Genomic DNA, 26,398 nt, shown 5'->3' with positions numbered 1-26,398 from the left:
CTCACCCGCGTGAGCACCTTGCCAAAAAGTTTACGTTTTACAGCGCGACCACTTCGTAGCTGTGGGTCATCTCTACGCCCTTGCCCAGCATTAACGCCACCGAACAGTACTTCTCCGCCGAGAGATCCACCGCGCGCGCCACCGCTTTATCGCTCAGCGCCTTGCCGGTCACCACGAAATGCAGATTGATATGGGTAAACAGGCGCGGCGCCTCTTCACGACGCTCCGAGGTGAGTTTCACCTCGCAGTCCACCACATCGTTACGGCCTTTTTGCAAAATAGAGACCACGTCGATGGCGCTGCAGCCGCCCGCGGCCATCAGCACCATCTCCATCGGACTGGGCGCTTTATCGCCCGAGTTGCCGTCCATCAGGATCTGATGCCCTGACGACGACTCACCGAGAAAGGTTAATCCTTCGACCCACTTCACTCTTGCCTGCATGTTTCCACCTCAAGAATAGCCCGTTTGCCGCCAGAGTACGCGTTCGCCTGACAAACAGCAATCCAGAGTAATCCCCCCTCTGCTGAAGCGAGACAACAGAAGACAGTCGGCAAAAGCTGTGCTACAAACAGTGCTGAAAATAGTTCGTTCTGTTAAGGACGAAGACGGGACACATCAAGCGCCTGGCGCAAAATAAGGCCCGAATAATCTCCTTCAGGAGAAACGCTTGAAGCTTTCATCGCCTGGCAGGGATTAATCCCCCCGCGTTTTGGGCACGATTACAATAGAGGATAATAGCGAATGGTTCTCGGCAAACCGCAAACAGACCCTACACTCGAATGGTTCCTGTCCCATTGCCATATTCACAAATATCCATCCAAAAGTACGCTGATTCATCAGGGTGAGAAGGCTGAAACCCTCTACTACATCGTGAAAGGTTCCGTTGCGGTGCTGATCAAAGATGAAGAGGGCAAAGAGATGATCCTCTCTTACCTGAATCAGGGTGATTTTATCGGTGAGCTTGGCCTGTTTGAAGAAGGTCAGGAGCGCAGCGCCTGGGTACGTGCGAAAACCGCGTGCGAAGTAGCGGAAATTTCCTACAAGAAATTCCGCCAGCTTATCCAGGTGAATCCGGATATTTTAATGCGTCTCTCTTCGCAGATGGCGCGCCGTCTGCAGGTTACATCGGAAAAAGTGGGCAATTTAGCTTTCCTCGACGTGACCGGACGTATTGCACAAACCCTGCTTAACCTGGCGAAGCAGCCAGACGCCATGACGCATCCCGACGGCATGCAAATCAAAATTACTCGTCAGGAAATTGGCCAAATCGTTGGTTGCTCGCGCGAAACCGTGGGCCGCATTTTGAAAATGTTGGAAGACCAGAATCTGATTTCCGCACACGGCAAAACCATTGTCGTTTACGGCACCCGCTGATTTCCTCTCATACACGGCGTGATGTCACCGTTACGCCGCTACTGCTTTTAGTGAAGTGATGTGGCGCCGAATCATCTATCACCCCGAAGTTAACTATGCCCTGCGGCAGACGCTGGTGCTCTGCATTCCGGTGGCGCTCGGCTGGTTATTCGGCGATCTGCAAAAAGGGCTGCTCTTCTCTCTGGTTCCCGCCTGCTGCAACGTGGCGGGCCTGGATACGCCCCATAAACGCTTCTTCAAACGTCTGATCGTCGGCGGCTCGCTGTTCGCGCTCGGCAGCTTTCTCATCCAGCTATTAACCCTGAAAGGGGTACCGCTGCCTGCGGTGCTCTTTGCCCTGCCGCTGCTGCTGGGCGTCACCGGCGAAATCAGCCCGCTGCACGGCCGTCTGCTCTCCGGCACGCTGGTGGCGGCCATCTTTACCCTGAGCCTGATCGGCCGCATGCCAATCTATGTGCCACCGCTGCTCTATATCGGCGGCACGCTCTGGTACGGACTCTTTAACTGGTTCTGGTTCTGGCTCTGGAAAGAGCAGCCGATGCGCGAAACCCTGAGCCTGATCTACCGCGAGCTGGCGGACTACTGCGACGCGAAATATACCCTGCTGACCCAGCTTACCGACCCGGAAAAGGCGCTGCCGCCGCTGCTGGCGCGCCAGCAGAAAGCGGTCGATCTGATCAATACCTGTTATCAGCAGATGCATATGCTCTCCGCCAGCCGCGACAACAGCCATAAACGTCTGACGCGCGCGTTCCAGGTGGCGCTCGACCTGCAGGAGCATATCTCCGTCAGCCTGCATCAGCCGGAAGAGGTGCAGAAGCTGGTAGAGCGCAGCCATGCGGAAGCGGTGATCCGCTGGAACGCCAAAATCATCTCGGCGCGGCTGCGCGCGCTGGCCGACGCCATTCTCTACCATCAGTTGCCGAGTCGATTCGATATGGATAAGCCGCTCGGCGCGCTGGAGAAGATCGCCCGCCAGCATCCCGACAATCCCGTGGGCCACTTCTGCTCCTACCACTTCAGCCGCATCGCGCGCGTGCTGCGCACGCAAAAACCGCTCTATCAGCGTGACCTGATGACCGATCGCCAGCGCCGCCTGCCGCTGCTGCCCGCGCTGCGCAGCTATCTTTCGCTGAAGTCCGCCGCGCTGCGCACCGCGGCGCGCTTCGCCGTGATGCTGATGTTCGGCAGCGCGCTGGCGCTGCTGTTCGATATTCCCAAACCCTACTGGATCCTGATGACCATTATGTTCGTCAGCCAGAACGGCTACAGCGCCACGCGGGTGCGCATCCAGCACCGGGCGCTGGGTACCTTTGCCGGCCTGGCGATCGCCGCCGCCTCGCTGCGTTTCGCGGTGCCGGAATCGCTGGTGCTGCTGTTTATGCTGATAGTGACGCTGGTGAGTTATCTGGTGACGCGTAAATATTACGGCTGGTCGATGATCGGCTTTACCGTGACGGCGGTTTATTCGCTGCAGCTATTGTCGCTGAACGGCGCGCAGTTCTTGCTGCCGCGTCTGATGGACACGCTAATGGGCTGCCTGATCGCCTTCGGCGGTATGCTGTGGCTGTGGCCGCAGTGGCAAAGCGGGCTGCTGCGTCAAAACGCCCACGACGCGCTGGAAACCTATCAGGATGCGCTGCGGCTGCTGCTGGGGCCGGAGCAGGAGGCGAAGAAGCTGGCCTGGCAGCGCATGCAGGTCAATCAGGCGCATAACGCGCTCTTCAACTCGCTCAACCAGGCGATGCAGGAGCCGGGCTTCAACGCCCAGTACCTGAAAGATATGCGCCTGTGGGTGACGCACAGCCAGTTTATCGTCGAGCATATCAACGCCATGACCATCCTCGCCCGCGAGCACACCATGCTGACGCCGGACCTGGCGCAGCGCTATCTGCAGTCGTGTGAAGTGGCGCTGCAGCGCTGCCAGCAGCGGCTGGAGTATGACGGACCGGGATCGCAAACTAACGTGATGGCGGGCGTAGAGAACCTGGATGAAGGGCCGACGACGATTCTGGAGCAGCATGTGAAGCGCATTCTGGAGCATCTTAACGTGATGCATACCATCTCGTCGCTGGCGTGGAGCCAGCGGCCGCACCATGGCCGCTGGCTCATCAGACATTTGCGGAAAGGATAGTCAGGCGGTCAACGCGCGTTCTACCGCACGGGCGAAGCGCGCCATGCCCTCTTCGATATCGGTGGGCTCAATCACCAGCGACGGCGCGAAACGGATCACGTCGGTGCCCGCCACCAGCACCATCACGCCTTCCGCCGCGGCGGCGTTAAGGATGTCGCGCGCCTTACCGGCGTGCTGCGGCTTTAGCGCCGCGCCGATCAGCAGCCCTTTGCCGCGAATCTCCGAAAAGAGATCCCGCTTCGCGTCGAGCGCCTTTAGCGCGGCGACGAACTGCTCGCGACGCGCCTGAACGCCTTCCAGCACCTCCGGCGTATTGATCACGTCCAGCGCCGCTTCCGCAACCGCGCAGGCGAGTGGATTGCCGCCATAGGTGGTGCCGTGTACGCCCGGCGACATGGTTGAGGCGATCTCGTGAGTGGTCAGCATGGCGCTGACCGGGAAACCGCCGCCCAGCGCTTTGGCGGTGGTAAGAATATCCGGCGTCACGCCGTAGTGCTCACAGGCGAAGAGCTTGCCGCTGCGCCCCATGCCGCTCTGCACCTCGTCCAGCACCAGCAGCGCCTGATGCTTATCGCACAGCGCGCGCAGCCCCTGCATAAACTCTGGCGTCGCGGGCATTACGCCGCCCTCGCCCTGAATCGGCTCGACCACAATGGCGCAGGTATGATCGTCGATAACCGCTTTTACCGCCTCAAGATCGTTGAAAGGAACGTGCACGATATCCGCCGGTTTTGGCCCAAAGCCGTCAGAATATTTCGGCTGTCCGCCGACGGAAACGGTAAACAGCGTGCGGCCGTGAAACGCATTGTGGAAGGCGATAATTTTGCTTTTGAACGGGCTGTGGCGCTGGCAGGCGTAGTAGCGCGCCAGCTTGAAAGCCGCCTCGTTCGCTTCCGCGCCGGAGTTGGCGAAGAAGACGCGATCGGCGAAGGTGGCGGCGATAAGCTTGCTGGCAAGGCGCAGCGCAGGCTCGTTGGTGAAAACGTTACTCAGATGCCACAGGGTTTCGCCCTGCGTTTTCAGCGCCTCGACCAGCGCCGGATGACAGTGTCCCAGCGCCGTAACGGCGATGCCGCCGGAAAAGTCGATATACTCTTTGCCCTGCTGATCCCAGACGCGGCTGCCCTTGCCTTTGACCGGCACGAACTGCGCGGGTGCATAAACAGGCAAAATGACGTTATCGAACGTTTCCCGAGTTACCGCAATTTTCTCCGCTGCCATCGACGACCACCTTTGATTATTTATTGAGCCAAAGTGAAATAATAGTCATAAAATATGCATAATAAATCATCTGAAGGCAAACATAACTTCAGGATTCAAGAAAATTACGCAGCAGCTGGTGCCCTTGCTCGCTCAGAATGCTTTCCGGATGAAACTGCACCCCTTCCAGCGCCATTTCACGATGGCGAAAGCCCATGATCTCATCCGGTTCGCCCTCTCTCAGGCTCCAGGCGGTGATCTCGAACGCGTCAGGCAGTGAGTCCCACGCCACGATCAGAGAGTGGTAGCGCGTCACGGTCAGGGGATGGTTAAGGTTGCGGAACACACCGCGCTGGTTGTGGGCAATTGCAGAGGTTTTGCCGTGCATCGCCTGGCGGGCGCGCACGATGCTTGCGCCATAGGCCTGGGCGATCGCCTGGTGGCCCAGGCAGACGCCGAGCACCGGAATGCGCCCGGCAAAGTGGCGGATCGCCGCCATCGAAATGCCTGACTCGTCGGGCGTACAGGGCCCTGGCGAAATCACCAGATGCGACAGCGGCAGCGCCGCCATCTCTTCCAGCGTGATGGCGTCGTTGCGTACTACGCGCACCTGCGCGCCAAGCTCGCAGAAGTATTGATAAAGATTCCAGGTAAAGGAATCATAGTTGTCGATAAGCAGCAGCATAGTCCGTCCTGACTGAGAAAACCGCTGCTATTCTACGCGTTTTACAGGCTGGCGCGACTCACGACGCGGGCAAAGAGCGCCTCCAGCGGCGCCAGATCGCCGTCTGCACCCGCCTGACTGGCCTGGTGCCACTCTGCTGGCTCAACCTTCTGCCAGTCGAGAAAATAGCCGGCATGCAGCGCCAGCTGCTCGAAGAAGATGCGCTGGGTGCGACCGTTGCCTTCGCGGAACGGATGCAGCATCGCGATTTCGCAGTAGTAGTGCGCGATACGCGCCGCGAAATCCGCCTCTTCCAGATTGCGCAACCCCTCCTCCTCTTCCAGCGCGTCCATCAGCGCATTGCCCTCTTTTTCGATGTACTCGAAGTGGCAAAACGGCGTGTCGTCGCGCCAGATATCAATAGTGCGCAGCTCGCCCGCCCAGGCGTAGACATCCTGGAACAGCGTGCGGTGAATATGGCGCAGGAAAGGCAGGCCGATGGTGGCCGGTCCTAGTTCAAGCGTGGCGAGGCGCGCGGCGCTGAACGCCAGCTCCGCCTTGCGCAGTTGCGCGGCGTCGTGAATATCCAGACGGTTTTTTAGCACGTCGTCGTTCTGCCACAGATAGGGATCGCGGGCAACGCTGCTATTCGGCACCATACTGCCTCCTCAGCGAATCGAGTCGCGCTTCGGCCGCGTTAGCCTGTTCGTAAGCGCTGGCAGGCTCCGCCAGGGTTAAGCCATCCAGCCGACAGCTGGCCTGATAGCTGGCGATGCGTCGCTGCTGCCAGAGCGTATTTTTCTGTTTATCGGTGAGTTTGTTTGCCATGCCGCCTCCTGCTCAGGGTTGTCCACACTCTCGAAGCTGAGTATAGGAGCAAATTTTCCCTTTGCCGGAGACGGGCAAGGCGAGGCCGCCAGGGGATAGCGGCGCTAAAGGTCAGGGCAAGACTTTGGCGGAAAGGATAACTACAGGTTTTACCGGCACATTTTGATAAGGGCCGACATCTTTAGTCGGGACCTGGGCGATTTTATCCGCCACGTCCATTCCTTTCACAATTTTACCAAATACCGCGTAGCCAAAGTCGCGCTGGCCATGATCAAGGAAAGCGTTATCGGCGACATTCAGAAAGAACTGGCTGGTAGCGCTGTCTTTATCGGCGGTGCGCGCCATAGAGATGGTGCCGCGCAGGTTGCGCAGGCCGTTATCCGCTTCGTTTTTGATTGGCGCATTGGTCTGTTTCTGCTGCATATCAGCGGTAAAACCGCCGCCCTGCACCATAAAGCCCGGTATTACGCGGTGAAAAATCGTATTGTTATAAAAACCGCTGTTGACGTAGTCGACGAAGTTTTTCACCGAAACCGGCGCTTTTTGATTATTGAGTTCGAGTTCGATATTACCGGCGGACGTGGTGAACAGGACGTGCGTATCGCCCTTAGCAGCCAGCGCCGAGGCGGAAACGGATGAGAGCGCAAACAGGGCGACCGCCGCTGTAAGAGTACGTTTAAGCATGAATGAGTCCTTACCTTGGAGAGCAGCTTTTAACGACACTGATTGTAAAGAGCATAAAATACAAGAGCTAGCCTTTTACCGTTATTTACGCACGGGTTGCTCAAGCTGGCACTCTCGCCCGCGCAAACGTTTACGTGACGCAAATCACATTATGAATGAAATATGAAAACTGATTTTCAGTCTTTATTTATTAAGATCACAGTTCCGTTTACACTTTCTGACAGTTTTACGCCGCCCTCTCTGTTTTCCACAGGTTCAAAACATGACAAATCGTAATCGTATCGGGCTTACCTGGATAAGCTTTTTCTCGTACGCGCTGACCGGCGCGCTGGTGATCGTCACCGGCATGGTCATGGGCGACATCGCGAAGGATTTTCAGCTGCCGATTGAGAGCATGGGAAATACCTTTACCTTCCTTAACGCTGGCATTCTGGTCTCGGTCTTTCTGAACGCCTGGCTGATGGTTATCGTGCCGCTGAAGCGCCAGCTGATTTTCGGCTTTATTCTGATGGTGCTGGCGGTGCTGGGCCTGATGACCAGCCGCGATCTCTCTGTCTTCTCGCTCTGCATGTTTGTGCTGGGCGTCGTCAGCGGCATCACCATGTCGATCGGCACCTTCCTGATCACCCATCTGTATGAAGGCCGTCAGCGCGGTTCGCGTCTGCTGTTCACCGACTCCTTCTTCAGCATGGCCGGCACGCTCTTTCCAGTGCTGGCTGGCATCCTGCTGGCGCGCGCGCTGCCATGGTATTGGGTCTATGTCTGCATCGGGATTATCTACGTCGCCATTTTCATTCTGACGCTGTGCGTCGAGTTCCCGGTGCTGCGCAAACCGGAAAACAGCCCGACGGTGGAGAGAGAGAAATGGGGCGTCGGCGTGCTGTTTCTCGCCGTGGCCGCGCTCTGCTACATCCTGGGCCAGCTCGGTTTTATCTCCTGGGTGCCGGAGTACGCCACCAAAACCATGGGCATGGATATCGCCAGCGCGGGCCAGCTGGTCGGCAACTTCTGGACCGCCTATATGGTCGGCATGTGGGTCTTTAGCTTCCTGCTGCGCTTCTTCGATCTGCAACGCATCCTGATGGTGCTGGCCGGTCTGGCGACGCTGCTGATGTACTGGTTCGTCAGTACCACAGACGCCAGCATGCTGCGCTGGGTGATCATGATTCTGGGCTTCAGCTCCAGCGCCATCTACACCACCATTATTACGCTCGGCTCGCTGCAGACCAGAGTCTCCTCGCCGAAGCTGGTGAACTTTATTCTTACCTGCGGCACGGTCGGCACCATGCTGACCTTCGTGGTGACCAGCCCGATTGTGAAGCAAGGCGGCGTCCATGCCGCGCTGCTGACGGCGAACGGTCTCTACGCCGTGGTGTTCGTGATGTGTGTGCTGCTGGGCTTTGTTACCCGACACCGCCAGCATGGCCACGTGATGCACTGATGAAGAGGGCGGCGCAGGCCGCCCTTTTTTTAGTAAATCGAATAACTTACAAAAAATGCTTCATAAACAGCAATATACCTCAAAATAGGTATACGGAAACGCGCTTGATGTATATCAATATGGGCTAAAAACGGCGCGCTATTGTAGCCTCAATTCCCGCAATTTTGAGGCAAGCATGAGCAAGCACAATGTCGTCGTTATCGGTAACGGCATGGTTGGGCATCGCTTTATTGAGGAGCTAATCGACAAAGCCGACCCCGGCCAGTTTGCATTAACCGTCTTCTGTGAAGAGCCCCGCGTCGCCTATGACCGCGTTCACCTTTCCGCCTACTTCTCTCACCATACCGCCGAAGAACTCTCTCTGGTTCGCGAAGGCTACTATGAAAAACATCAGGTCAATCTGCTGCTGGGCGAGCGCGCCATCACCATCAACCGCGAAGAGAAGCTGATCCACTCCAATACCGGCCGCGCGGTGCGTTATGACACGCTGATTTTCGCCACGGGATCCTACCCCTGGATCCCGCCGATTAAGGGCGCGGAAGGGGCCGACTGCTTCGTCTATCGCACCATCGAAGATCTCAACGCCATCGAAGCCTGCGCGCGCCGCAGCAAACGCGGCGCGGTAATCGGCGGCGGCCTGCTCGGCCTCGAAGCGGCGGGCGCGCTGAAAAATCTTGGCGTGGAAACCCACGTGATCGAGTTCGCGCCGGTGCTGATGGCGGAGCAGCTTGACGTCCAGGGTGGCGAGCAGCTGCGTCGTAAAATCGAAGAGATGGGCGTGCAGGTGCACACCAGCAAAAATACCCGTCAGATCGTGCACCACGCCGCGGGCGGCAAAACGCTGGCGTTCGCCGACGACAGCGCGCTCGACGTGGACTTTATCGTCTTCTCCACCGGCATACGTCCGCAGGACAAGCTGGCGAAGCAGTGCGGTCTGGCGCTCGGCCAGCGCGGCGGCATCGCCGTGGACGACCGCTGCCGCACCAGCGATCCGGCGATCTACGCCATCGGCGAGTGCGCCGCCTGGCAGGATCGCGTCTTCGGCCTGGTGGCGCCGGGCTATAAGATGGCGCAGGTGGCGAGCGACGTCTTAACCGGCCGCGACAGCACCTTTCAGGGCGCCGACATGAGCGCCAAACTCAAGCTGCTCGGCGTGGACGTCGGCGGCATCGGCGATGCGCACGGTCGTACGCCGGGCGCGCGCAGCTACGTCTGGCTGGATGAGAGCCGTTCCATCTACAAACGCCTGATCGTCAGCAAAGATAACAAAACCCTGCTCGGCGCGGTGCTGGTGGGCGATACCCGCGACTACGGTAATCTGCTGCAGCTGGTACTCAACGCCATTCCGCTGCCGGAAAATCCAGAGGGGCTTATCCTGCCTGCCGGCAGCGGCGAGAAGCCGGTAATAGGGGTCGATTCGCTGCCGGATAGCGCGCAGATCTGCTCCTGCTTTGACGTCAGCAAAGGCGACATTATCAAAGCGGTTCAGGGCGGCTGCCATACCGTCGCCGCGCTGAAGAGCGAAACCCGCGCCGGTACCGGCTGCGGCGGCTGCCTTCCGCTGGTGACGCAGGTGCTTAACGCCGAGCTGAGCCGTCAGGGCATTGAGGTCAACAACCACCTCTGCGCTCACTTCCCCTACTCGCGTCAGGAGCTTTATCACCTGATCCGCGTCGAGGAGATCAAAACCTTCGACGCGCTGCTGGCGAAGTATGGTACCGGCTACGGCTGCGAAGTCTGTAAACCTACGGTGGCGTCACTGCTGGCGTCATGCTGGAACGACTTTGTGCTGGCGCCGCAGCATACGCCGCTGCAGGACAGCAACGATCTCTTCCTCGGCAACATCCAGAAAGACGGCACCTACTCGGTGATCCCGCGTTCGCCCGGCGGAGAAATCACGCCGCAGGGCCTGAAGGTGATTGGCGAGATCGCCGAACGCTACAACCTCTACACCAAAATTACCGGCTCGCAGCGCATCGGCCTGTTCGGCGCGCAGAAAGACGATCTGCCCGCTATCTGGTCGCAGCTTATCGCCGCGGGCTTTGAAACCGGCCAGGCCTACGCCAAAGCGCTGCGCATGGCGAAAACCTGCGTTGGCAGCGCCTGGTGTCGCTACGGCGTCGGCGACAGCCTTGGCTTCGGCATCGCGCTGGAGAATCGCTACAAAGGCATCCGTACGCCGCACAAAATGAAGTTCGGCGTCTCGGGCTGCACGCGCGAATGCGCCGAGGCGCAGGGCAAAGATGTCGGCATTATCGCCACGGAAAAAGGCTGGAACCTTTACGTCTGCGGCAACGGCGGCATGAAGCCGCGCCACGCCGATCTGCTGGCGGCCGACCTCGATAGCGATACGCTGATCGCCTACCTTGACCGCTTTATGATGTTCTACATCCGCACCGGCGATCGGCTGCAGCGCACCTCGCTGTGGCTGGAGAGCATGGAAGGCGGTATCGGCTATCTGCGCAGCGTGATCGTTGACGACAAGCTGGGCATCAACAGCAAGCTGGAGGCGGAGCTGAGCGAATTGCGCGCCCAGGCGCGGTGTGAATGGAAAGAAGCGGTAGACGATCCCGCACAGCAGGCGCGCTTCGCGCACTTTATCAACGCGCCGCTGCGCGACCCCAACGTGCAGATGGTGGCCGAACGCAGTCAGCATCGTCCGGCGCGGCCGGAAGAGCGCATCGCCGTCACCCTGATCGAGGAGAGCGAAGTATGAGCCAGTGGACGCCCGTCTGCGATCTGCAGCAAATTTTGCCCGCTACCGGCGTATGCGCGCTGGTAAATAACCAGCAAATCGCCATTTTTCGGCCGCGCGACGATGGCGAGCTGTTCGCCATCAGCAATATCGATCCCTTTGCCCAGGCCAGCGTGCTGTCGCGTGGCATTATCGCCGAGCATGAGGGCAGCCTCTGGGTGGCCAGTCCCCTGAAGAAACAGCGTTTTCGCCTCAGCGACGGCTGCTGTATGGAGGATGCGTCGCGCTCGGTCGCCGCTTACCCCGTTCGCGTCAACGCGGGCAAGGTCGAGGTTTGCGCCTGATCCTCTTCTCGCCCTGATGTAGGCTACGCCGCCGACGCCCCGCGCGTCGGCGCCCTGCCCCTCTTCTCGCTTTCAGGATGCGCTATGGACTACTTTCCCCTTTTTTGTCGCCTGCAGGGCAAACGCTGTCTGCTGGTAGGCGGCGGCGACGTCGCCGAACGCAAAGCGCGGCTGCTGCTGGCCGCCGGCGCCGATCTGCATGTCGGCGCACTGCACTTTTCCCCAGCGTTCCAGCAGTGGGCCGAGCGCGGCGAGCTGATGCTGATGCCGGGGGCATTCAACGACGCCTGGCTGGATGCGTGCTGGCTGGTGGTCGCCGCTACCGATGATGACGCCGTGAATCAGCAGGTGGCGCAGGCTGCTGACGCGCGCCGTATTTTCTGTAATCTGGTGGACGCGCCGGAGCAGGCCAGCGCCATTATGCCGTCGATTATCGACCGTTCGCCGCTGATGGTGGCGGTCTCCTCCGGCGGCTGCGCACCGGTGCTGGCCCGCCTGCTGCGCGAAAAAATCGAGGCGATGCTGCCGCAGCACCTCGGCCAGCTGGCGTCGCTGGCGGACACGCTGCGCGCGCGCGTTAAGCAGCGTTTCGCCTCGATGGCGCAGCGACGCTTTTTCTGGGAGCGCTTTTTCACCAGCGATCGGCTGGCGCAGACGCTGGCCAACGGCGACGGCGCGCGCGCGGAGCAGCTGGTCGACGGGTTATTCAGCGAGGCGCTGCCCGCTCGGGGCGAGGTGACGCTGGTCGGCGCCGGGCCGGGCGACGCGGGGCTGCTGACGCTGAAAGGACTGCAGCAGATCCAGCAGGCGGACGTCATTGTCTACGACCGGCTGGTCTCCGAGGAGATCCTTAACCTGGTGCGCCGCGACGCGGAGCGCATTTTCGTCGGCAAGCGCGCCGGACACCACTGCGTGCCGCAGGCGCAGATTAATCAGCTGCTGCTGGAGCAGGCGCAGCGCGGCAGGCGCGTCGTGCGGCTAAAGGGCGGCGATCCCTTTATTTTCGGCCGCGGCGGCGAGGAGCTGGAGGCGCTGGCAGCGCATCATATTCCGTTCAGCGTGGTGCCAGGCGTCACGGCGGCGTCAGGCTGCTCGGCCTACAGCGGCATTCCGCTGACGCATCGCGATCATGCCCAGAGCGTGCGGCTGGTGACCGGACATTTGCAGCAGAAGAGTTCGCTGGAGTGGGAGAAGCTGGCCGCTGAGCAGCAGACGCTGGTGTTCTATATGGGGCTGTCACAGGCGCCGCATATTCAGCAGCAGCTGATGCGTCACGGCATGCGCGGGGATATGCCGGCGGCGCTGATTGAGAACGGCACCAGCACGCGACAGCGCGTGGTGACCGGCACGCTGGATCGGCTCAGCGAGCTGGCGCAGCAGGTCGAGAGTCCGTCGCTGATGATTATCGGCAGCGTGGTGTCGCTGCGCGATCGGCTGCGCTGGTTTTAAGCCGGCTGCGGAAAGCAGAAATAAAAACGGCGGGTTCAAACCCGCCGTTTATGTCAGTCACCTTCGCTACCGTTTCAGGGCGCGGCAACAAAGCCAATCGCTTCGTACACCTTCTTCAGCGTCTCCTGCGCACGCTCACGCGCTTTCTGCGCGCCGTCGCGCATCACCTGCTCGAGGAAGGCTTCATCGTTGCGATAGCGGTTGTAGCGCTCCTGAAGCTCAGTGAGCATGCCCGATACCGCATCCGCCACCGCGCCTTTCAGGTGGCCATACATCTTGCCTTCGAACTCCGCTTCCAGCTCGGCGATGGTTTTGCCGGTAACGCCGGAAAGGATATCCAGCAGGTTCGAGACGCCCGCTTTCTCTTTGACGTCGTAACGCACCACCGGCGGCTCTTCGGAGTCGGTCACGGCGCGCTTGATCTTCTTCACCACCGACTTCGGATCTTCCAGCAGGCCGATAACGTTATTGCGGTTATCGTCCGATTTGGACATCTTGCGCGTCGGCTCCAGCAGCGACATCACGCGCGCGCCCGATTTTGGAATAAACGGCTCAGGTACGCGGAAAATATCGCCGTAGAGCGCGTTAAAGCGCTGCGCGATATCGCGGCTCAGCTCAAGGTGCTGCTTCTGATCTTCGCCTACCGGCACCTGATTGGTCTGGTAGAGCAGAATATCTGCTGCCATCAGCACCGGATAATCGAACAGGCCTGCGTTAATATTCTCTTCATAGCGCGCCGACTTATCTTTGAACTGCGTCATGCGGCTCAGCTCGCCGAAATAAGCGTAACAGTTCAGCACCCAGCTCAGCTGAGCATGTTCCGGCACGTGCGACTGCACGAAGATCGTGCTCTTGCTGGGATCGATGCCGCAGGCGAGATAGAGCGCCAGCGTATCCAGCGTCGCCTTGCGCAGCGCCGCCGGATCCTGACGAACGGTGATAGCGTGCAGATCGACGATGCAGTAAATGCAGTGGAAATCGTCCTGCATCTGCACCCACTGACGCAGCGCACCCATATAGTTGCCAATGGTAAGTTCGCCGGACGGCTGTGCGCCGCTGAAAACAATGGGTTTGCTCATACTTGTGTCCTGATTAGTGCAGCCCGAGGAGGGGCAAAAGTTCATCAAAAGAGTCGAGGGTCAGGTCAGGCTTGCTGTCGGCGATCGGTTCGCCGTAGTTGTAGCCGTAGGTCATGGCGACATTGGGTACGCCAGCGGCCTGCGCCGCCTGAATGTCATTGCGTGAATCGCCGACGAACAGCAGCTGATTCGGCAGCACGCCGAAGCGGCCCAGCACCAGAAAAATCGCGGCCGGATGCGGTTTCTTCACGATAACGTCATCGCCGCCGACAACCAGCGTAAACGCCTCGGCGATGCCGAGCGATTCCAGCAGCGGCGCGACGAACGGCGTCGGTTTGTTGGTGACGATCGCCAGCGGCAGCCCTTTGGCATGCAGCGCCAGCAGCGTCTCTTTCACCTGCGGAAACAGCGTGCTGCCCGCCTCTACCGTCGCGGCGTAGTGTTTGTCGAACAGGGCGCGCGCGTCGCGCTGTTGATCGGGCTGCGGCTCCCGACCCAGCGCCCAGGTCAGCGCGCGCGACATCATCACGTCTGCGCCGTTGCCGATCCAGGTCGAGGCACGCTCCACGCCTGCCGGCGGCAGCTGCAAGTCAGCCAGCGCAAGGTCAATCGCCTGCGACAGGCCGGGCGCGCTGTGCACCAGGGTTCCGTCGAGATCGAACGCCAGCGCGCGTATATCAGTGAAATGAGCCATTAACCTTCTCCAGTTCGTGACGCATTTCATCAATCACTTTCTTGTAGTCGGGATGGCCGAAAATCGCCGAACCGGCGACGAACATATCGGCACCGGCGGCGGCAATCTGCGCGATGTTGTCAATTTTGACGCCGCCGTCCACTTCCAGACGAATGTTGTAGCCGCCGTGATCGATGCGCCTGCGCGCTTCGCGCAGCTTATCGAGCGTGCCGGGAATAAAGGACTGGCCGCCGAAGCCCGGATTGACCGACATAATCAAAATCACGTCGAGCTTATCCATCACATAATCGAGATAGCTCAGCGGCGTTGCCGGATTGAATACCAGGCCCGCTTTGCAGCCGTGCTCTTTGATCAACTGCAGCGTGCGGTCAACGTGCTCGCTCGCTTCGGGATGAAAGGTGATATAGCTGGCGCCGGCTTTGGCGAAGTCCGGGATCAGCGCATCGACCGGCTTAACCATCAGATGTACGTCAATCGGCGCGGTAATGCCGTAGTCGCGCAGCGCTTTCAACACCATCGGCCCCATTGTCAGATTGGGAACGTAGTGATTGTCCATCACGTCGAAATGCACCACGTCGCCGCCGGCGGCTAACGCTTTTGCGGTATCTTCACCCAGGCGGGCAAAATCCGCCGACAGGATTGAAGGGGCCAGCAAATATTGTTTCATCCGATTCTCCCAATGTTGTGCGCCAGCCTTGCGGCTGACGTAATGCCTGGTCGCGGACGAAACAGACTAGCAGTAAAGTGCCAGCAGTTCGTCAACCTGTGTGCGACCCGTTATGCTTCGGCTGATAGAACGCCGCGCTTTCACCACGTGTAATACTGCATCCTGATACCAGAGACGCGTCAGAGCGGTATCGTGATTAGAGATCAGAACCGGTATGCGGCTCTCAACCGCCAGTCGTGACGCCAGCTCCGCCAGATGCTGCTGCTCGCGCATACTAAAGCTGTTGGTATGATAAGCCGTAAAATTGGCCGTCGCCGACAGCGGCGCGTAGGGCGGATCGCAATAGACCACCGAACCCGCCTGCGCATTGGTCAGGGTAACATCGTACGATTCGCAGACAAAGGTCGCCTTTTGCGCGCGCTCGGCGAACCACAGCAGTTCCGCTTCTGGAAAATAAGGTTTGCGATAGCGGCCGAAAGGCACATTGAACTCGCCGCGCAGATTATAGCGACATAAGCCGTTGTAGCCGTGACGGTTGAGATAGAGAAACAGCAGCGCGCGCTCGTAGGGGTCGCGGCTGGCGTTAAAGGCGATGCGGCGCTGGTAGTAGCACTCCGACGTATTGCCTTCCGGCGAAAAAAGTCGACGCGCATCCTCAATAAAGGCCGCGCTGCGGTGCTTAACGATGTTGTAGAGATTGATCAGGTCGCTGTTGATATCCGCCAGATGGTAGCGCTCATAGTCGGTGTTAAGAAACACCGAACCCGCGCCGACAAAAGGCTCAATCAGACAGTCGCCTTGCGGCAGATGACGACGGATATCCTCCATCAGAGGATATTTGCCTCCTGCCCATTTCAGGAAAGCGCGATTTTTCTTCATGCTGTCGTGGTTATACATCTTATTGTGGAGCTGTGGCGGACCGACAGCAGAACGGCGCTTATCAACGGGGCCGGCTTAACCGGCCCCACATAGTTTACTGGCTGGCTTCTTTCTTAACCTGACTTACGGGCTTCACCCAGGGGTTCTGCGCGCGAACTTCTGCGGGCAGCGAGGCAACGGCGCGTCGTGCATCTGCCGAGGTGGCATAAGAGCCGCTCACCAGCACGTACCACGGCTGGCCGTTGCGAGTGGTTTTATAGACGTGATAGCCGCTGAGATTCTGTTTCTTTGCCCAGGCGTTCAGGCTCTCCGCGCGCGAGGCGCCGCTCAGCTGCAGCGTGTAGTTGCCGCCTGGCACCGATTTCGCTGCCGCGCCGTTGCCGGTCGTGCTGCTGGCTGCCGTGCCGCCGCCTGTCGCACCGTTAAGAGCAGGACGCGCTGGCGTGGTATGGGTGCGGCTTTCGCTGGCCGTCGGACGGCTGGCGGTCGACGATTTATGTGCCGGTTCGCGCGACGTGTGCGTCGCGGGACGCTGCGTGGTCGGGCGCGTCGCCGCAGGCGCGCTAATGCTGCCGTTGCCGGCGCTGCCGCTGACGGTTGCAGGCGCGGTCGGCAGCGAACTGCCGCCCTGCGCGGCGCTGTCGACCTGCTGCTGCTGATTGGTCAGCGCGCTGTTGAGATCGCCTGGCAGGGTGACGCGCTGCTGGCTGGCTGGCGCTTCTGCCGGCGCCGCCTGGGTCGGTGTAGAGGAGACTGGGGGCATAGAGACGTCGCGCGACGTCGTACTATCGGTCGGCGCGCTGTTTGCGGTCGCGCCTTCAGCCGGCGCCGTCTGGCCGCCGCTCATTGGCGTCGAGCCGGAAAGATCGATGCTTTTTTCGCCGCTGCTACCGCCGGATGCCGGCGCGTTAGCCGCCTCTTTGCCTGCCGCCGGTTTGCTTCCGTCCGGACCTTTCAGTGCCGATCCAATGCCGAGCACCAACAGCAGCAGCACCAGAATGCCGATACCCATCATCATATGCTGGCGCGAAACCGGCACTTTAGGGGCGGAAGCCGTCTTACGCGGGCGCGAGGGACGGCGGTCGCTGGCGTCAGGTTTTAACTCGTCTTCCGGTTTAAACTCATCCATTTTGCCTCCTCCGTAAAGCGGCATTCGGCCATGCGCACCCCGCGCGCCGCGTCACCACTTAACTGCTTATGTTCAGGGTTTCTGACAGTCGTTAATCGCAGCCAGCACCATATCATGCGCCACGCCGCCACGCACTTCGGAGCGGCCTAACGCCAGCGGCAGCACCAGCCGCAGCTCGCCTGCCAGCACCTTTTTGTCGCGCAGCATATGCGGCAGATACGCTTCCGCCGTCATGCTTTCCGGGCCGTGCACCGGCAGACCCGCGCGCTGCAGCAGTGTGATAATCCGCTGCGTGTCGGCCTCGCTGAACTGGCCCAGACGCTGCGCCGTGCGCGCCGCCATGACCATGCCCGCCGCGACCGCTTCGCCGTGCAGCCAGTTGCCGTAGCCCATATGCGCTTCGATAGCATGGCCGAAGGTATGCCCCAGGTTCAGCAGCGCGCGCAGACCATGTTCGTGCTCGTCGGCCGCGACAACCTCCGCTTTAAGCTCGCAGCAGCGGCGAATGCACCAGGCAGTCGCCTGTTCATCCAGCGCCAGCAGCGCATCGAGATTTTGCTCCAGCCAGCTAAAGAACTCGCCGTCCAGAATAATGCCGTATTTGATCACTTCCGCCAGACCTGAAGCAAGCTCGCGCGGCGGCAGCGTGCGCAGACAGTCGGTATCGATCACCACCGAAGCAGGCTGGTAGAAGGCGCCGATCATGTTTTTGCCTAACGGATGGTTGACGGCCGTTTTGCCGCCAACCGAAGAATCGACCTGCGACAGCAGCGTGGTGGGCACCTGAATAAAGCGCACGCCGCGCTGATAGCTGGCGGCCGCAAAGCCGGTAAGATCGCCGATCACGCCGCCACCCAGCGCGATAAGCGTGGTGTCGCGACCGTGCGGCTTTTGTAGCAACGCGGTAAAGACATCATCCATCACGGCCAGCGTTTTGTACTGCTCGCCGTCGGGTAGAATCACCTGGTCCACTTTAACGCCTGCGGCCGTTAGCCGCGCCGAAAGCCGATCAAGATAGAGCGGCTCCAGCGTCTGGTTGGTGACCAGCATTGCATTATCGCCCGCTTTTAGCGGCCAAAAAGAAGCCGGATCCTTGAACAGTCCGGCGGCAATGGTGATGGGATAGCTACGCTCTCCCAGTGAGACGGTGATCTTCTCCATGATGCTCGATACCTGTTACTGAGCCTTTCGGCGTTAGATCAGTTTTTTTCCAACATGTGGATAATCTGGTTGGCCACCACTTTCGCACTTTGATCGTCAGTACGAATGGTGACATCCGCGATCTCTTCATAGAGCGGGTTGCGCTCGCCCGCCAGCGCTTCAAGCACTTCACGCGGCGGCGAATCAACCTGCAGCAGCGGACGCTTTTTATCGCGTTGCGTGCGTGCCAGCTGTTTCTCAATGGTGGTTTCAAGATAGACCACGACGCCGCGGGCGGAGAGACGATTGCGTGTTTCTCGAGATTTGACGGAACCGCCGCCGGTCGCCAGGACAATGCCCTGCTTTTCGGTCAGCTCGTTAATGATTTTTTCTTCGCGGTCACGAAATCCAGCTTCGCCCTCGACGTCAAATACCCAGCCCACATCCGCTCCGGTACGTCGCTCAATTTCCTGATCGGAATCGAAAAATTCCATATTGAGTTGCTGAGCTAACTGACGACCAATAGTGCTTTTGCCGGCACCCATCGGCCCAACCAGAAAGATATTGCGTTTCTCTGCCATTTTGTCGGTATTACTAAGAATTCGTTGATGATACCCCGCGTTCAGCGATATTGCTGGCGGGACAGGAACTGAGACCTCATGAGCGTTAGCAAGAGTCAGACGAAAAATTATCTCAACACTCAAGGGCGTTTGGCAACCGAATAAATCGCCCTCCGGCATTCCCCTCGCGGGGCCGGTGTGCGATATGCGAAACGATGCGCATTAGCGCTGCGCTTTTTACGCGCCGCCTACAGAAGAGATATCTGACCCTGACGGATACGCGCCGTCGGGACGGTTACAGCGTTCTAAAAATCGCTAAACCTTGTAAGCTAATTCCTGTCCTGCGTCAACGCAGTTGGCACTGGGGAGCGCATTTTCCGGTTTATCCGGCGGAAAGCGCTGCTTCCCTGACCAATCGCGGCGTAATGAAGATGACCAGCTCGCGTTTTTTATTTTCCGCGGTCTGATGGCGAAACAGCGCGCCCAGCAGTGGGATTTGACCCAGCACCGGCACGCGACTTTCGCCCTGGCTGCGCTGCTGCTGAAAAATGCCGCCCAGCGCCAGCGTTTCGCCATCTTTCAGCGTGACCTGGGTTTCCATCTCCTGCTTATCAATAGAGAGGACGCTGCTGTCGCCGCTCTGCACCACGCGGCCCGGCACGTTCTGGCTGATGCGGATTTTTAACTGGATACGCCCGTTGCCCAGCACATTGGGCGTGACTTCCATGCCCAGCACCGCCTCTTTAAATTCGATCGTGGTTGCGCCACTGTTACCCGCCGACACCTCATAGGGAATTTCGCTGCCCTGTTTGATCATCGCTTTCTGCTGGTGCGAGGTGAAGAGACGCGGGCTGGCGATAATCTCGACCTGGTTCTCCTGCTCCAGCGCGCTGAGTTCCAGATCGAGCAGCCGACCGCCGACCCGCGCCAGCGTCACGCCTGCGGTGATCCCCGGCGAACTGACCGCCAGCGGAATCGCCAGCCGGGGATTGCGCAGCGCGTCGGTTACGGCGTCCGCCCCTGCTGGCAGGTTCCAGTTCACGCCGAGCTCCCGCAGCGTCTCTTCGCTGATGGTGACGATATGCGCCGCCAGCTCTACCTGTTCGAGCGGCACATCCAGCGCCCGCAGCCAGCGTTCGGCATCGCTGAGCGCCGCTGGCGTATCGCGCAGCAGCAGCGCGTTGGCGCGCGCGTCGAGGGTGACGCTGCCGCGCGGCGTCATCAGCGCCTGCCGCTCGCCCTGAAAGCTGCGGTAAACCTCCGTCGCACTGGCGTAGCGCAGCGTGACGGCGCGCAGCGCCAGCGGCTCCTGCTGCGCGCTGACCGCCTGCGCCTGCTGCTCTTTTAGCTGGCGCCAGCTGTCAGGGTAAACCAGCAGCACATTCTCCTCTTCCACCACGGTAAGCTCTGCCAGCCGCGTCACCAGCGACAGCGCCTGCCGCCAGGGCAGGTCGTCGAGGCGCAGCGACAGCCGGCCCTCCACGCCTGGCGCGATTAACAGATTCACATGCTGATAATCCGCCAGCGCCTGCAGAATACGCTCGACCGGCGCGTCGTCGAAGTTGAGGCTGAGCCGCTGGCCCTCTCTATCGTCGTTGAGATTGTCAGTGGCCTGGACGGGCGCGAGCCAAAGGCTCGCCAGCAGTAAGAGTGTCATCCTGAGCATGGGCGCTTCCTTTAAGAGAAAGAGTGACGAACTGCGGCGCACAGCCGCTGCCTGCGGTGAGCGTCAGGCTGCGAGGCGCCATCGCGCTCAGTCGCCAGCCTGGCAGCGGAAGGCGCTCCGCTGCCGCAATTTTGATGATCTCCCCCTGTGGGGAGGTCAGCCAGGCACGCAGGCGCGGCGCACGCCCCAGCACCCCCTGCAGCCGCCAGCCGGTTAGCGCGGCTGGCGGCTCACACCGGATCTCCGGCGGCGGCTGAAACGGATCGCGCGGCGCGGCATAAAGCGTGGCCGCCGCCAGCCAGAGCAGCAGCCACTTAGCGCGCATCGTCGCTCTCCAGCCAGAGCGTTGCCTGCACCTTTCCCTGCCGCGCCTCCAGCAGAAAACGTGTCGGAAACGAGACGGTGGTGCGCGCCAGCTCGGCAAACAGCGGCAGGAACTGCTCCCACGCCAGCAGCAGCGTCAGGGTGCGCGGCTCTGTTTCGGGCTGCCATGCCAGCAGCTGGCTGCCGCGCGCCGCCAGAACGGCGTCAAGCGGCACGGCGCGGAAGGACGTCTCAGACTGACGCGCGCTATCGGCCAGCTGCGCGCGCAGCAACGCCTCATCAGGCAGCGCATTAAGCTGCGCCTGCTGCTGCTGATACTTCTGCTCAAGCCGGGCAATATCGGCGCGCAGCGCCTGTTGCGCTAACTGCTGCGGCCGCAAAAGCAGTAGCCAGAGCGCCAGCGTCGCTGCGGCAAAGCACGCCGCTACTATGCCGATCTGTTGGCGCAGCGGCAGATGCAGCCAGCGCTCCAGCGCGCTATTCATCCGCCATCTCCTCAAGATGCGCGTACAGCGTAAAGCGATAGACGCCGTTCGGCTGGCGCTCAACGTTGCCCTGCCGCACCCTGGCGACGAGCGCCGCCTCGTTAAGACGCCGCCGCAGTTCGCCTATCGCCCGCACCTCCTGCGCGCGCCCCTCAATGCGCAGCTGCGTCGGCATTTTCTCTACGCGCTCCAGCCAGACCGGCTGCGGCAAAAGCAGCGGCAGCGCCTGCCAGAACCGGTGCCAGCGCATCAGGTCGTCGACGTGACGCTGCGCGCGCCGCCACGTTGCCTGCTGCACCGCCAGCTGCTGCTGCAGTTCGCGCCGCTGGCTAATCCGCTGCGCCATCGCCGTCAGCGCGTGATGCGTCTCGCTCTGGGCGCTGAGCAGATGCTGGCTGACGCGCTCAAGACGCCATCGCGCGAATGCCGCCGTCAGCGTCAGCGCCAGCAGCAGCGTCGCCGTCAGCGCCAGCACGGCGCGCCGCTGGCGGCGCAGACGCGCATACCGCCACGGCAGCATATTCACCGCGATCATCAGCTATCCTCTGGACGCAGCGCCAGCCCGGCGGCAATGCAAAACGCCGCTTCCTGCTGGGGCAGCGGCGGCTGGCGATAAGCGAACAGGCTAAACGGTGAAAAAGAGAAGAAGGCCTCGGGCAGCAGACAGGGCGACGGCGCGCAGCCGAACAGCGCGCTGGCCTGCGGGAAACAGCGCTGCCTCACCTCCTCGGGCGCGGTCTCTATACTGGCGCTGCCGACCACGTTCTCGCTGGCGCGGCTGTACCAGAGCCACTGCGCGTCGTGACCGATCAGCAGCGCGGCGTCATCATTCAAGCCTGCGGCGCGCGCCGCGAGCGCCAGCGCATGGGTCGTGAGCTCAAAAACCGCCGGTCGCAGCGCGCTCTGCCGCAGCGGCGTCAGCCATCGGGTGATGACCTCTTGCCGGGCGGCGGTCACGTAAAGCTGGCGGTCCGCTTCGCTGGCGCGATAGTCGAGCGCCAGCGCTTCCGGCTCGACCGGAAAGAGCCGCTGCGCCGCCGCCGTTACGTAACGTCCCAGCGCAGGCTCCTGCAGATGCTGGCTCGGTAGCGCCAGCGGCCGCTGCAGCACCAGCTGCGCAGGCAGACCGACGCGCAGCGAATAGCGCTGCGGCAGCTGCTTTTGCAACGTGCGCAGCGCCACCTGTAATTCAGGCGAAGATTGCAGCACGCCGTTTCTTAACGTATCTTGCGGCAGCCCTTGCTGCCACCAGCGGCACAGCTGCCAGCCGCCGCGCCGGCGCTGTATAGCGAGAGCGCAGAGCTGCGTATTCTGAATATCCAGTCCGACTTGCCATGTCTGAAAAGCCATGCGCGCGATCTCCTTATCTACAGGGGTAAAAGGACATATCAAAGCGTCTGGCTTGCCTTTATACTACCGCGCGGTTGTTTATAAACTGCTCAAACGACAACAGATGGGAAACTCCAGGTGAAGTTCGTAAAGTATTTATTAATCCTTGCAGTGTGTTGCATCTTGCTGGGAGCTGGCTCGATTTATGGTTTGTACAAATATATAGAGCCGCAGCTCCCCGACGTTAACACGCTGAAAGATGTGCGCCTGCAGACGCCCATGCAGGTCTACAGCGCGGATGGTGAACTGATCGCCCAGTACGGCGAGAAGCGTCGTATTCCGCTGACGCTGCAGCAGATGCCACCCGAGCTGATCAAAGCCTTTATCGCTACGGAAGACAGCCGTTTCTATGAGCATCACGGCGTCGATCCGGTGGGCATTTTCCGCGCCGCCAGCATCGCGCTGATGTCCGGCCATGCTTCTCAGGGCGCGAGCACCATTACGCAGCAGCTGGCGCGTAACTTCTTCCTGAGCCCTGAGCGCACGCTGATGCGCAAGATCAAGGAGGCATTTCTCGCCATTCGCATTGAGCAGCTGCTGAATAAAGATGAGATCCTCGAGCTCTACCTGAACAAGATTTATCTCGGCTATCGCGCCTATGGCGTCGGCGCCGCCGCACAGGTTTACTTCGGCAAGCCGGTAGACCAGCTTTCGCTGAGCGAAATGGCGATGATCGCCGGTCTGCCGAAAGCCCCCTCTACCTTTAACCCGCTCTACTCCCACAGCCGCGCGCTGGCGCGTCGCAATGTCGTGCTGTCGCGCATGCTGGATCAGGGCTACATCACCCAGCAGCAGTTTGATGAAGCGCGCAGCGCGCCGCTGGAAGCGAGCTATCACGGCCCGGAAATCGCCTTCTCGTCACCTTATCTGAGTGAAATGGTGCGCCAGGAGATGGTGAAGCGCTACGGCGACGGCGCCTACAACGACGGCTACAAGGTCTATACCACCGTGACGCGTCGTCTCCAGCAGGCGGCGCAGGAGGCGGTACGCAACAACGTGCTGGCCTACGATATGCGTCACGGCTACCGCGGGCCGACCAGCGTGCTGTGGAAAGTGGGCGAGCCCGCCTGGAGTCAGGAGCAGATCCTGAAAGCGCTGAAACCGCTGCCGGTTTACGGGCCTTTGTTGCCTGCCGTTGTTACGCAGGCCAGCAGCGACGAGGCGACCGCGATGCTGAAAGATGGCACCAGCGTCTCGCTGGGCCTCGCTGGCGTACGCTGGGCGCGCGCGTTCAAGTCAGATACCGTGCAGGGCCCAACGCCGAGAAGCGTGACGCAGGTAGTACAGACGGGTCAGCAGATTTGGGTGCGTAAAGTCGGTGACGGCTGGTGGCTGGCGCAGGTGCCGGACGTCAACTCCGCACTGGTGTCGCTCGATCCGCAGACCGGCGCGGTGCGCGCGCTGGTCGGCGGCTTCGACTTTAATCAGAGCATGTTCAACCGCGCCACCCAGGCGCTGCGTCAGGTCGGCTCGAACATCAAGCCGTTCCTCTACACCGCGGCGATGGACCGCGGTCTGACGCTGGCCTCGATCCTGAACGACGTGCCGATTTCGCGCTGGGATGCGGGCGCGGGCGCCGACTGGCGACCGAAAAACTCGCCGCCTACCTATGATGGTCCGATTCGTCTGCGTCAGGGATTAGGTCAGTCGAAAAACGTGGTGATGGTGCGCGCCATGCGTGCCATGGGCGTCGATTACGCGGCAGAATATCTGCAGCGCTTCGGCTTCCCGGCGCAGAATATCGTGCATACCGAATCGCTGGCGCTCGGCGCAGCGTCGTTTACGCCGATGCAGGTGGCGCGCGGCTACTCCGTGATGGCGAACGGCGGCTTTTTGGTCGACCCGTACTTCATCAGCAAGATCGAGAACGAGCAAGGCGGCGTTATTTTCGAAGCGAAACCGCGCATCGCCTGCCCGCAGTGCAATCTGCCGGTGATCTACGGCGAAACCCGCAAGGCGCTGGCGCTGAACGAGGAGAGCGTAGAAAACGTCGCGACCTCCGATCAGAACCAGAACCAGCCAGCGCCGCAGCCCGCGCTGGAGCAGGTTCCTGCTCAGCCGCAGCCCGATGGACAGGAGTATGCGCCGCATGTGATCAACACGCCGCTGTCGTTCCTGATCAAGAGCGCGCTTAACTCTAACATCTTTGGCGAACCGGGCTGGATGGGCACCGGCTGGCGTGCGTCGCGCGATCTGAAGCGCAACGATATCGGCGGTAAAACCGGCACCACCAACAGTTCTAAAGACGCCTGGTTCTCCGGCTACGGTCCCGGCGTAGTGACCTCGGTGTGGATTGGCTTTGACGACGCGCGCCGCGATTTGGGCCGCAGCACGCTGTCGGGCGCGATCCCTGACCAGATTTCCGGTTATGAAGGCGGCGCAAAAAGCGCGCAGCCGGCGTGGGATGACTATATGAAGAGCGCGCTGGAGGGCGTGCCGGAGCAGCCGCTGACGCCGCCGGACGGCATCGTCACGGTGACCATCGACCGCAGCACCGGCAAGCTGGCCAACGGCGGCGGCAATACGCGCCAGGAGTACTTCATCAACGGCACGCAGCCGACGGAATACTCGGTGCACGACGTCGGCACTACCATTATGGATAACGGCGAGAGCCACGAGCTGTTTTAAGCCCTGCCGTAAGTAGCAAAAAAGGCCGACATCGCTGTCGGCCTTTTTATTTTGGAATGTGCTAACGCGGGTGAGATGGCCCGATCGCAAAGACGCAAAAAGCGGCATCCCTGCCAGCTCGTCCCGCGACATCCCTGTCGCGGGACGCTTTGCTCTTCGGTCCATCTCACCCGCTTGCGAGCTTTAGAGCTGTCTGTAAAAGTCAAAGCCCTGCCAGTTTCAGGCAATGTCGTACCCGTTAGTAACGCAGTCGCCCCTGCTGCACCAGCCACTCGCGCACCAGGAAGAGCGCGCTGACGTTGCGCGCCTCGCGGAAATCGGGCTCCTGCAGCAGCGCCAGCAGGTTCTCCAGCGGCCAGCGATGCTCGATAAGCGGCTCCGGCTCGTCGCCCTCCAGCCGTTCAGGATAAAGCCCTTCCGCCACCACGATATTCATCTTGCTGGAGAAGTAGGAAGGCGCCATGGTCAGCTTGCTGAGAAACTCCAGCTTCTCCGCGCCGAAGCCGACCTCTTCTTTTAGTTCACGGTTTGCCGCCTCGAAAACGGTCTCGCCGGGATCGATCAATCCTTTAGGAAAGCCCAGCTCATAGCTCTCCAGCCCAACCGCGTACTCCTGAATCAGCACAACCTCATTATCGATAATCGGAACAATCATCACCGCTTCGCGCTCAGAGGGCTTCATGCGCTCGTAAACGCGGTGCGCGCCGTTGCTAAAAGCGAGATCGACGGATTCAACGGTAAACAGCCGCGAGCGCGCCACGGTTTCCACTTTGAGGATGTCGGGTTTCTTTAACGGGTTCTTCATATCAGCCTCAGACGTTCAACGCCGCGCGGTGCGGTAAAAAATTTAGCTTACCTGACCACAGCCGTTTGTGCGACAGCGAGTTTAGCGCTGGCCGCGGACGCCGCGCCCAGTCAGGCCTTCTCAGATGCGGCTGCGCTAG

26 protein-coding genes are annotated in these 26,398 nt (G+C 60.5%); 7 read left to right on the top strand and 19 right to left on the bottom strand.

Features of this window, described 5'->3' with window-relative positions:
• Positions 1 to 37 precede the first annotated feature (37 nt).
• A complete protein-coding gene (locus ACR6A7_RS10800; protein ID WP_081136613.1) occupies positions 38 to 442 on the bottom strand; it encodes an OsmC family protein in 405 nt (134 codons plus the stop codon).
• A 300-nt stretch (positions 443 to 742) separates the two neighbouring features.
• Between ACR6A7_RS10800 and crp the strand changes: the two genes are divergently transcribed.
• Both crp and ACR6A7_RS10790 read left to right on the top strand, forming a co-directional pair.
• Positions 743 to 1,375, top strand: coding sequence for a cAMP-activated global transcriptional regulator CRP (gene crp, locus ACR6A7_RS10795; RefSeq protein ID WP_000242758.1), 633 nt, complete (start codon positions 743 to 745; stop codon positions 1,373 to 1,375).
• A 58-nt stretch (positions 1,376 to 1,433) separates the two neighbouring features.
• Complete coding sequence (locus tag ACR6A7_RS10790; protein WP_434124855.1) at positions 1,434 to 3,509, top strand: YccS/YhfK family putative transporter; 2,076 nt, start codon at positions 1,434 to 1,436, stop codon at positions 3,507 to 3,509.
• Here the strand turns inward: ACR6A7_RS10790 and argD are convergent, their stop codons facing one another.
• From argD to ppiA, 5 genes are all read right to left on the bottom strand, one after another.
• Positions 3,510 to 4,730: a bifunctional acetylornithine/succinyldiaminopimelate transaminase gene (gene argD / locus ACR6A7_RS10785; RefSeq protein WP_434124854.1), complete on the bottom strand. Its 1,221-nt coding sequence runs from the start codon at positions 4,728 to 4,730 to the stop codon at positions 3,510 to 3,512.
• An 88-nt stretch (positions 4,731 to 4,818) separates the two neighbouring features.
• Positions 4,819 to 5,394 carry an aminodeoxychorismate synthase component II gene (locus ACR6A7_RS10780; RefSeq protein WP_434124853.1) on the bottom strand — a complete coding sequence of 192 codons (576 nt, stop codon included), beginning with the start codon at positions 5,392 to 5,394 and terminating at the stop codon, positions 4,819 to 4,821.
• A gap of 41 nt (positions 5,395 to 5,435) precedes the next feature.
• Positions 5,436 to 6,032, bottom strand: a complete 597-nt coding sequence (locus tag ACR6A7_RS10775; RefSeq protein WP_434124852.1) for a putative adenosine monophosphate-protein transferase Fic — start codon at positions 6,030 to 6,032, stop codon at positions 5,436 to 5,438.
• Positions 6,019 to 6,201 (bottom strand): YhfG family protein, encoded by a 183-nt coding sequence (locus tag ACR6A7_RS10770; protein WP_434124851.1) that lies wholly within the window; start codon positions 6,199 to 6,201, stop codon positions 6,019 to 6,021. The genes ACR6A7_RS10775 and ACR6A7_RS10770 overlap by 14 nt, the downstream gene beginning before the upstream one ends.
• A 111-nt stretch (positions 6,202 to 6,312) precedes the next feature.
• Positions 6,313 to 6,885 carry a peptidylprolyl isomerase A gene (gene ppiA / locus ACR6A7_RS10765; RefSeq protein WP_048781616.1) on the bottom strand — a complete coding sequence of 191 codons (573 nt, stop codon included), beginning with the start codon at positions 6,883 to 6,885 and terminating at the stop codon, positions 6,313 to 6,315.
• 262 nt (positions 6,886 to 7,147) lie between these two features.
• Between ppiA and tsgA the strand changes: the two genes are divergently transcribed.
• The 4 genes from tsgA to cysG all read left to right on the top strand — a co-directional run bounded on the left by tsgA (position 7,148) and on the right by cysG (position 12,814).
• Positions 7,148 to 8,326, top strand: a complete 1,179-nt coding sequence (gene tsgA / locus ACR6A7_RS10760) for an MFS transporter TsgA (protein ID WP_434124850.1) — start codon at positions 7,148 to 7,150, stop codon at positions 8,324 to 8,326.
• A 175-nt stretch (positions 8,327 to 8,501) separates the two neighbouring features.
• On the top strand, positions 8,502 to 11,042 hold the full coding sequence (nirB, locus tag ACR6A7_RS10755) for a nitrite reductase large subunit NirB (RefSeq protein ID WP_434124849.1): 2,541 nt from the start codon (positions 8,502 to 8,504) through the stop codon (positions 11,040 to 11,042).
• On the top strand, positions 11,039 to 11,365 hold the full coding sequence (gene nirD / locus ACR6A7_RS10750; RefSeq protein ID WP_434124848.1) for a nitrite reductase small subunit NirD: 327 nt from the start codon (positions 11,039 to 11,041) through the stop codon (positions 11,363 to 11,365). Before nirB ends, nirD begins: the two co-directional genes overlap by 4 nt.
• 84 nt (positions 11,366 to 11,449) lie before the next feature.
• Complete coding sequence (gene cysG, locus ACR6A7_RS10745; RefSeq protein WP_434124847.1) at positions 11,450 to 12,814, top strand: siroheme synthase CysG; 1,365 nt, start codon at positions 11,450 to 11,452, stop codon at positions 12,812 to 12,814.
• A 74-nt stretch (positions 12,815 to 12,888) separates the two neighbouring features.
• On the opposite strand, the gene trpS is transcribed toward cysG, so the two are convergent.
• The 12 genes from trpS to pilM form a co-directional block, all read right to left on the bottom strand.
• Positions 12,889 to 13,893, bottom strand: a complete 1,005-nt coding sequence (gene trpS, locus ACR6A7_RS10740; protein ID WP_033753076.1) for a tryptophan--tRNA ligase — start codon at positions 13,891 to 13,893, stop codon at positions 12,889 to 12,891.
• 13 nt (positions 13,894 to 13,906) lie between these two features.
• The gene (locus tag ACR6A7_RS10735) at positions 13,907 to 14,587 is read right to left on the bottom strand and encodes a phosphoglycolate phosphatase (RefSeq protein ID WP_434124846.1); all 681 of its coding nucleotides are present in this window, start codon (positions 14,585 to 14,587) and stop codon (positions 13,907 to 13,909) included.
• The gene (gene rpe / locus ACR6A7_RS10730) at positions 14,571 to 15,254 is read right to left on the bottom strand and encodes a ribulose-phosphate 3-epimerase (protein WP_033753082.1); all 684 of its coding nucleotides are present in this window, start codon (positions 15,252 to 15,254) and stop codon (positions 14,571 to 14,573) included. Before rpe ends, ACR6A7_RS10735 begins: the two co-directional genes overlap by 17 nt.
• A gap of 66 nt (positions 15,255 to 15,320) precedes the next feature.
• Positions 15,321 to 16,133 carry an adenine-specific DNA-methyltransferase gene (dam, locus tag ACR6A7_RS10725; protein WP_434124845.1) on the bottom strand — a complete coding sequence of 271 codons (813 nt, stop codon included), beginning with the start codon at positions 16,131 to 16,133 and terminating at the stop codon, positions 15,321 to 15,323.
• Between the two features lie 94 nt (positions 16,134 to 16,227).
• On the bottom strand, positions 16,228 to 17,262 hold the full coding sequence (locus tag ACR6A7_RS10720) for an SPOR domain-containing protein (RefSeq protein ID WP_434124844.1): 1,035 nt from the start codon (positions 17,260 to 17,262) through the stop codon (positions 16,228 to 16,230).
• Positions 17,263 to 17,334: 72 nt separating this feature from the next.
• The gene (aroB, locus tag ACR6A7_RS10715) at positions 17,335 to 18,423 is read right to left on the bottom strand and encodes a 3-dehydroquinate synthase (protein WP_434124843.1); all 1,089 of its coding nucleotides are present in this window, start codon (positions 18,421 to 18,423) and stop codon (positions 17,335 to 17,337) included.
• Between the two features lie 38 nt (positions 18,424 to 18,461).
• Entirely contained in the window at positions 18,462 to 18,983 is a 522-nt protein-coding gene (gene aroK / locus ACR6A7_RS10710; RefSeq protein ID WP_033753090.1) for a shikimate kinase AroK, read from the bottom strand.
• Positions 18,984 to 19,344: 361 nt separating this feature from the next.
• Entirely contained in the window at positions 19,345 to 20,628 is a 1,284-nt protein-coding gene (gene hofQ, locus ACR6A7_RS10705; RefSeq protein ID WP_434124842.1) for a DNA uptake porin HofQ, read from the bottom strand.
• Positions 20,567 to 20,953, bottom strand: a complete 387-nt coding sequence (locus ACR6A7_RS10700; protein ID WP_434124841.1) for a HofP DNA utilization family protein — start codon at positions 20,951 to 20,953, stop codon at positions 20,567 to 20,569. Before ACR6A7_RS10700 ends, hofQ begins: the two co-directional genes overlap by 62 nt.
• Positions 20,943 to 21,437, bottom strand: a complete 495-nt coding sequence (locus tag ACR6A7_RS10695; protein ID WP_434124840.1) for a HofO family protein — start codon at positions 21,435 to 21,437, stop codon at positions 20,943 to 20,945. The genes ACR6A7_RS10700 and ACR6A7_RS10695 overlap by 11 nt, the downstream gene beginning before the upstream one ends.
• Positions 21,430 to 21,972: a PilN domain-containing protein gene (locus tag ACR6A7_RS10690; protein WP_434124839.1), complete on the bottom strand. Its 543-nt coding sequence runs from the start codon at positions 21,970 to 21,972 to the stop codon at positions 21,430 to 21,432. Before ACR6A7_RS10690 ends, ACR6A7_RS10695 begins: the two co-directional genes overlap by 8 nt.
• Positions 21,972 to 22,787 (bottom strand): pilus assembly protein PilM, encoded by an 816-nt coding sequence (gene pilM, locus ACR6A7_RS10685; RefSeq protein WP_434124838.1) that lies wholly within the window; start codon positions 22,785 to 22,787, stop codon positions 21,972 to 21,974. The genes ACR6A7_RS10690 and pilM overlap by 1 nt, the downstream gene beginning before the upstream one ends.
• Before the next feature lie 117 nt (positions 22,788 to 22,904).
• Between pilM and mrcA the strand changes: the two genes are divergently transcribed.
• A complete protein-coding gene (mrcA, locus tag ACR6A7_RS10680; protein WP_434124837.1) occupies positions 22,905 to 25,454 on the top strand; it encodes a peptidoglycan glycosyltransferase/peptidoglycan DD-transpeptidase MrcA in 2,550 nt (849 codons plus the stop codon).
• A 238-nt stretch (positions 25,455 to 25,692) separates the two neighbouring features.
• Here mrcA and nudE read toward each other — a convergent pair whose 3' ends face one another.
• Entirely contained in the window at positions 25,693 to 26,259 is a 567-nt protein-coding gene (gene nudE / locus ACR6A7_RS10675; protein ID WP_434124836.1) for an ADP compounds hydrolase NudE, read from the bottom strand.
• Positions 26,260 to 26,398 lie beyond the last annotated feature (139 nt).

Source organism: Pantoea phyllosphaerae (assembly GCF_051025595.1).
In the GTDB taxonomy this organism is placed as follows: domain Bacteria; phylum Pseudomonadota; class Gammaproteobacteria; order Enterobacterales; family Enterobacteriaceae; genus Pantoea.
Note: the sequence above shows the minus strand (reverse complement) of the source record. Positions and strands in the feature narration are given on the sequence as shown.

Coding starts and splice junctions, on each gene's coding strand:
- ACR6A7_RS10800 (WP_081136613.1), bottom strand. CDS start 442: ATGCAGGCAAGAGTGAAGTGGGTCGAAGGATTAACCTTTCTCGGTGAG.
- crp (WP_000242758.1), top strand. CDS start 743: ATGGTTCTCGGCAAACCGCAAACAGACCCTACACTCGAATGGTTCCTG.
- ACR6A7_RS10790 (WP_434124855.1), top strand. CDS start 1,434: ATGTGGCGCCGAATCATCTATCACCCCGAAGTTAACTATGCCCTGCGG.
- argD (WP_434124854.1), bottom strand. CDS start 4,730: ATGGCAGCGGAGAAAATTGCGGTAACTCGGGAAACGTTCGATAACGTC.
- ACR6A7_RS10780 (WP_434124853.1), bottom strand. CDS start 5,394: ATGCTGCTGCTTATCGACAACTATGATTCCTTTACCTGGAATCTTTAT.
- ACR6A7_RS10775 (WP_434124852.1), bottom strand. CDS start 6,032: ATGGTGCCGAATAGCAGCGTTGCCCGCGATCCCTATCTGTGGCAGAAC.
- ACR6A7_RS10770 (WP_434124851.1), bottom strand. CDS start 6,201: ATGGCAAACAAACTCACCGATAAACAGAAAAATACGCTCTGGCAGCAG.
- ppiA (WP_048781616.1), bottom strand. CDS start 6,885: ATGCTTAAACGTACTCTTACAGCGGCGGTCGCCCTGTTTGCGCTCTCA.
- tsgA (WP_434124850.1), top strand. CDS start 7,148: ATGACAAATCGTAATCGTATCGGGCTTACCTGGATAAGCTTTTTCTCG.
- nirB (WP_434124849.1), top strand. CDS start 8,502: ATGAGCAAGCACAATGTCGTCGTTATCGGTAACGGCATGGTTGGGCAT.
- nirD (WP_434124848.1), top strand. CDS start 11,039: ATGAGCCAGTGGACGCCCGTCTGCGATCTGCAGCAAATTTTGCCCGCT.
- cysG (WP_434124847.1), top strand. CDS start 11,450: ATGGACTACTTTCCCCTTTTTTGTCGCCTGCAGGGCAAACGCTGTCTG.
- trpS (WP_033753076.1), bottom strand. CDS start 13,893: ATGAGCAAACCCATTGTTTTCAGCGGCGCACAGCCGTCCGGCGAACTT.
- ACR6A7_RS10735 (WP_434124846.1), bottom strand. CDS start 14,587: ATGGCTCATTTCACTGATATACGCGCGCTGGCGTTCGATCTCGACGGA.
- rpe (WP_033753082.1), bottom strand. CDS start 15,254: ATGAAACAATATTTGCTGGCCCCTTCAATCCTGTCGGCGGATTTTGCC.
- dam (WP_434124845.1), bottom strand. CDS start 16,133: ATGAAGAAAAATCGCGCTTTCCTGAAATGGGCAGGAGGCAAATATCCT.
- ACR6A7_RS10720 (WP_434124844.1), bottom strand. CDS start 17,262: ATGGATGAGTTTAAACCGGAAGACGAGTTAAAACCTGACGCCAGCGAC.
- aroB (WP_434124843.1), bottom strand. CDS start 18,423: ATGGAGAAGATCACCGTCTCACTGGGAGAGCGTAGCTATCCCATCACC.
- aroK (WP_033753090.1), bottom strand. CDS start 18,983: ATGGCAGAGAAACGCAATATCTTTCTGGTTGGGCCGATGGGTGCCGGC.
- hofQ (WP_434124842.1), bottom strand. CDS start 20,628: ATGCTCAGGATGACACTCTTACTGCTGGCGAGCCTTTGGCTCGCGCCC.
- ACR6A7_RS10700 (WP_434124841.1), bottom strand. CDS start 20,953: ATGCGCGCTAAGTGGCTGCTGCTCTGGCTGGCGGCGGCCACGCTTTAT.
- ACR6A7_RS10695 (WP_434124840.1), bottom strand. CDS start 21,437: ATGAATAGCGCGCTGGAGCGCTGGCTGCATCTGCCGCTGCGCCAACAG.
- ACR6A7_RS10690 (WP_434124839.1), bottom strand. CDS start 21,972: ATGATCGCGGTGAATATGCTGCCGTGGCGGTATGCGCGTCTGCGCCGC.
- pilM (WP_434124838.1), bottom strand. CDS start 22,787: ATGGCTTTTCAGACATGGCAAGTCGGACTGGATATTCAGAATACGCAG.
- nudE (WP_434124836.1), bottom strand. CDS start 26,259: ATGAAGAACCCGTTAAAGAAACCCGACATCCTCAAAGTGGAAACCGTG.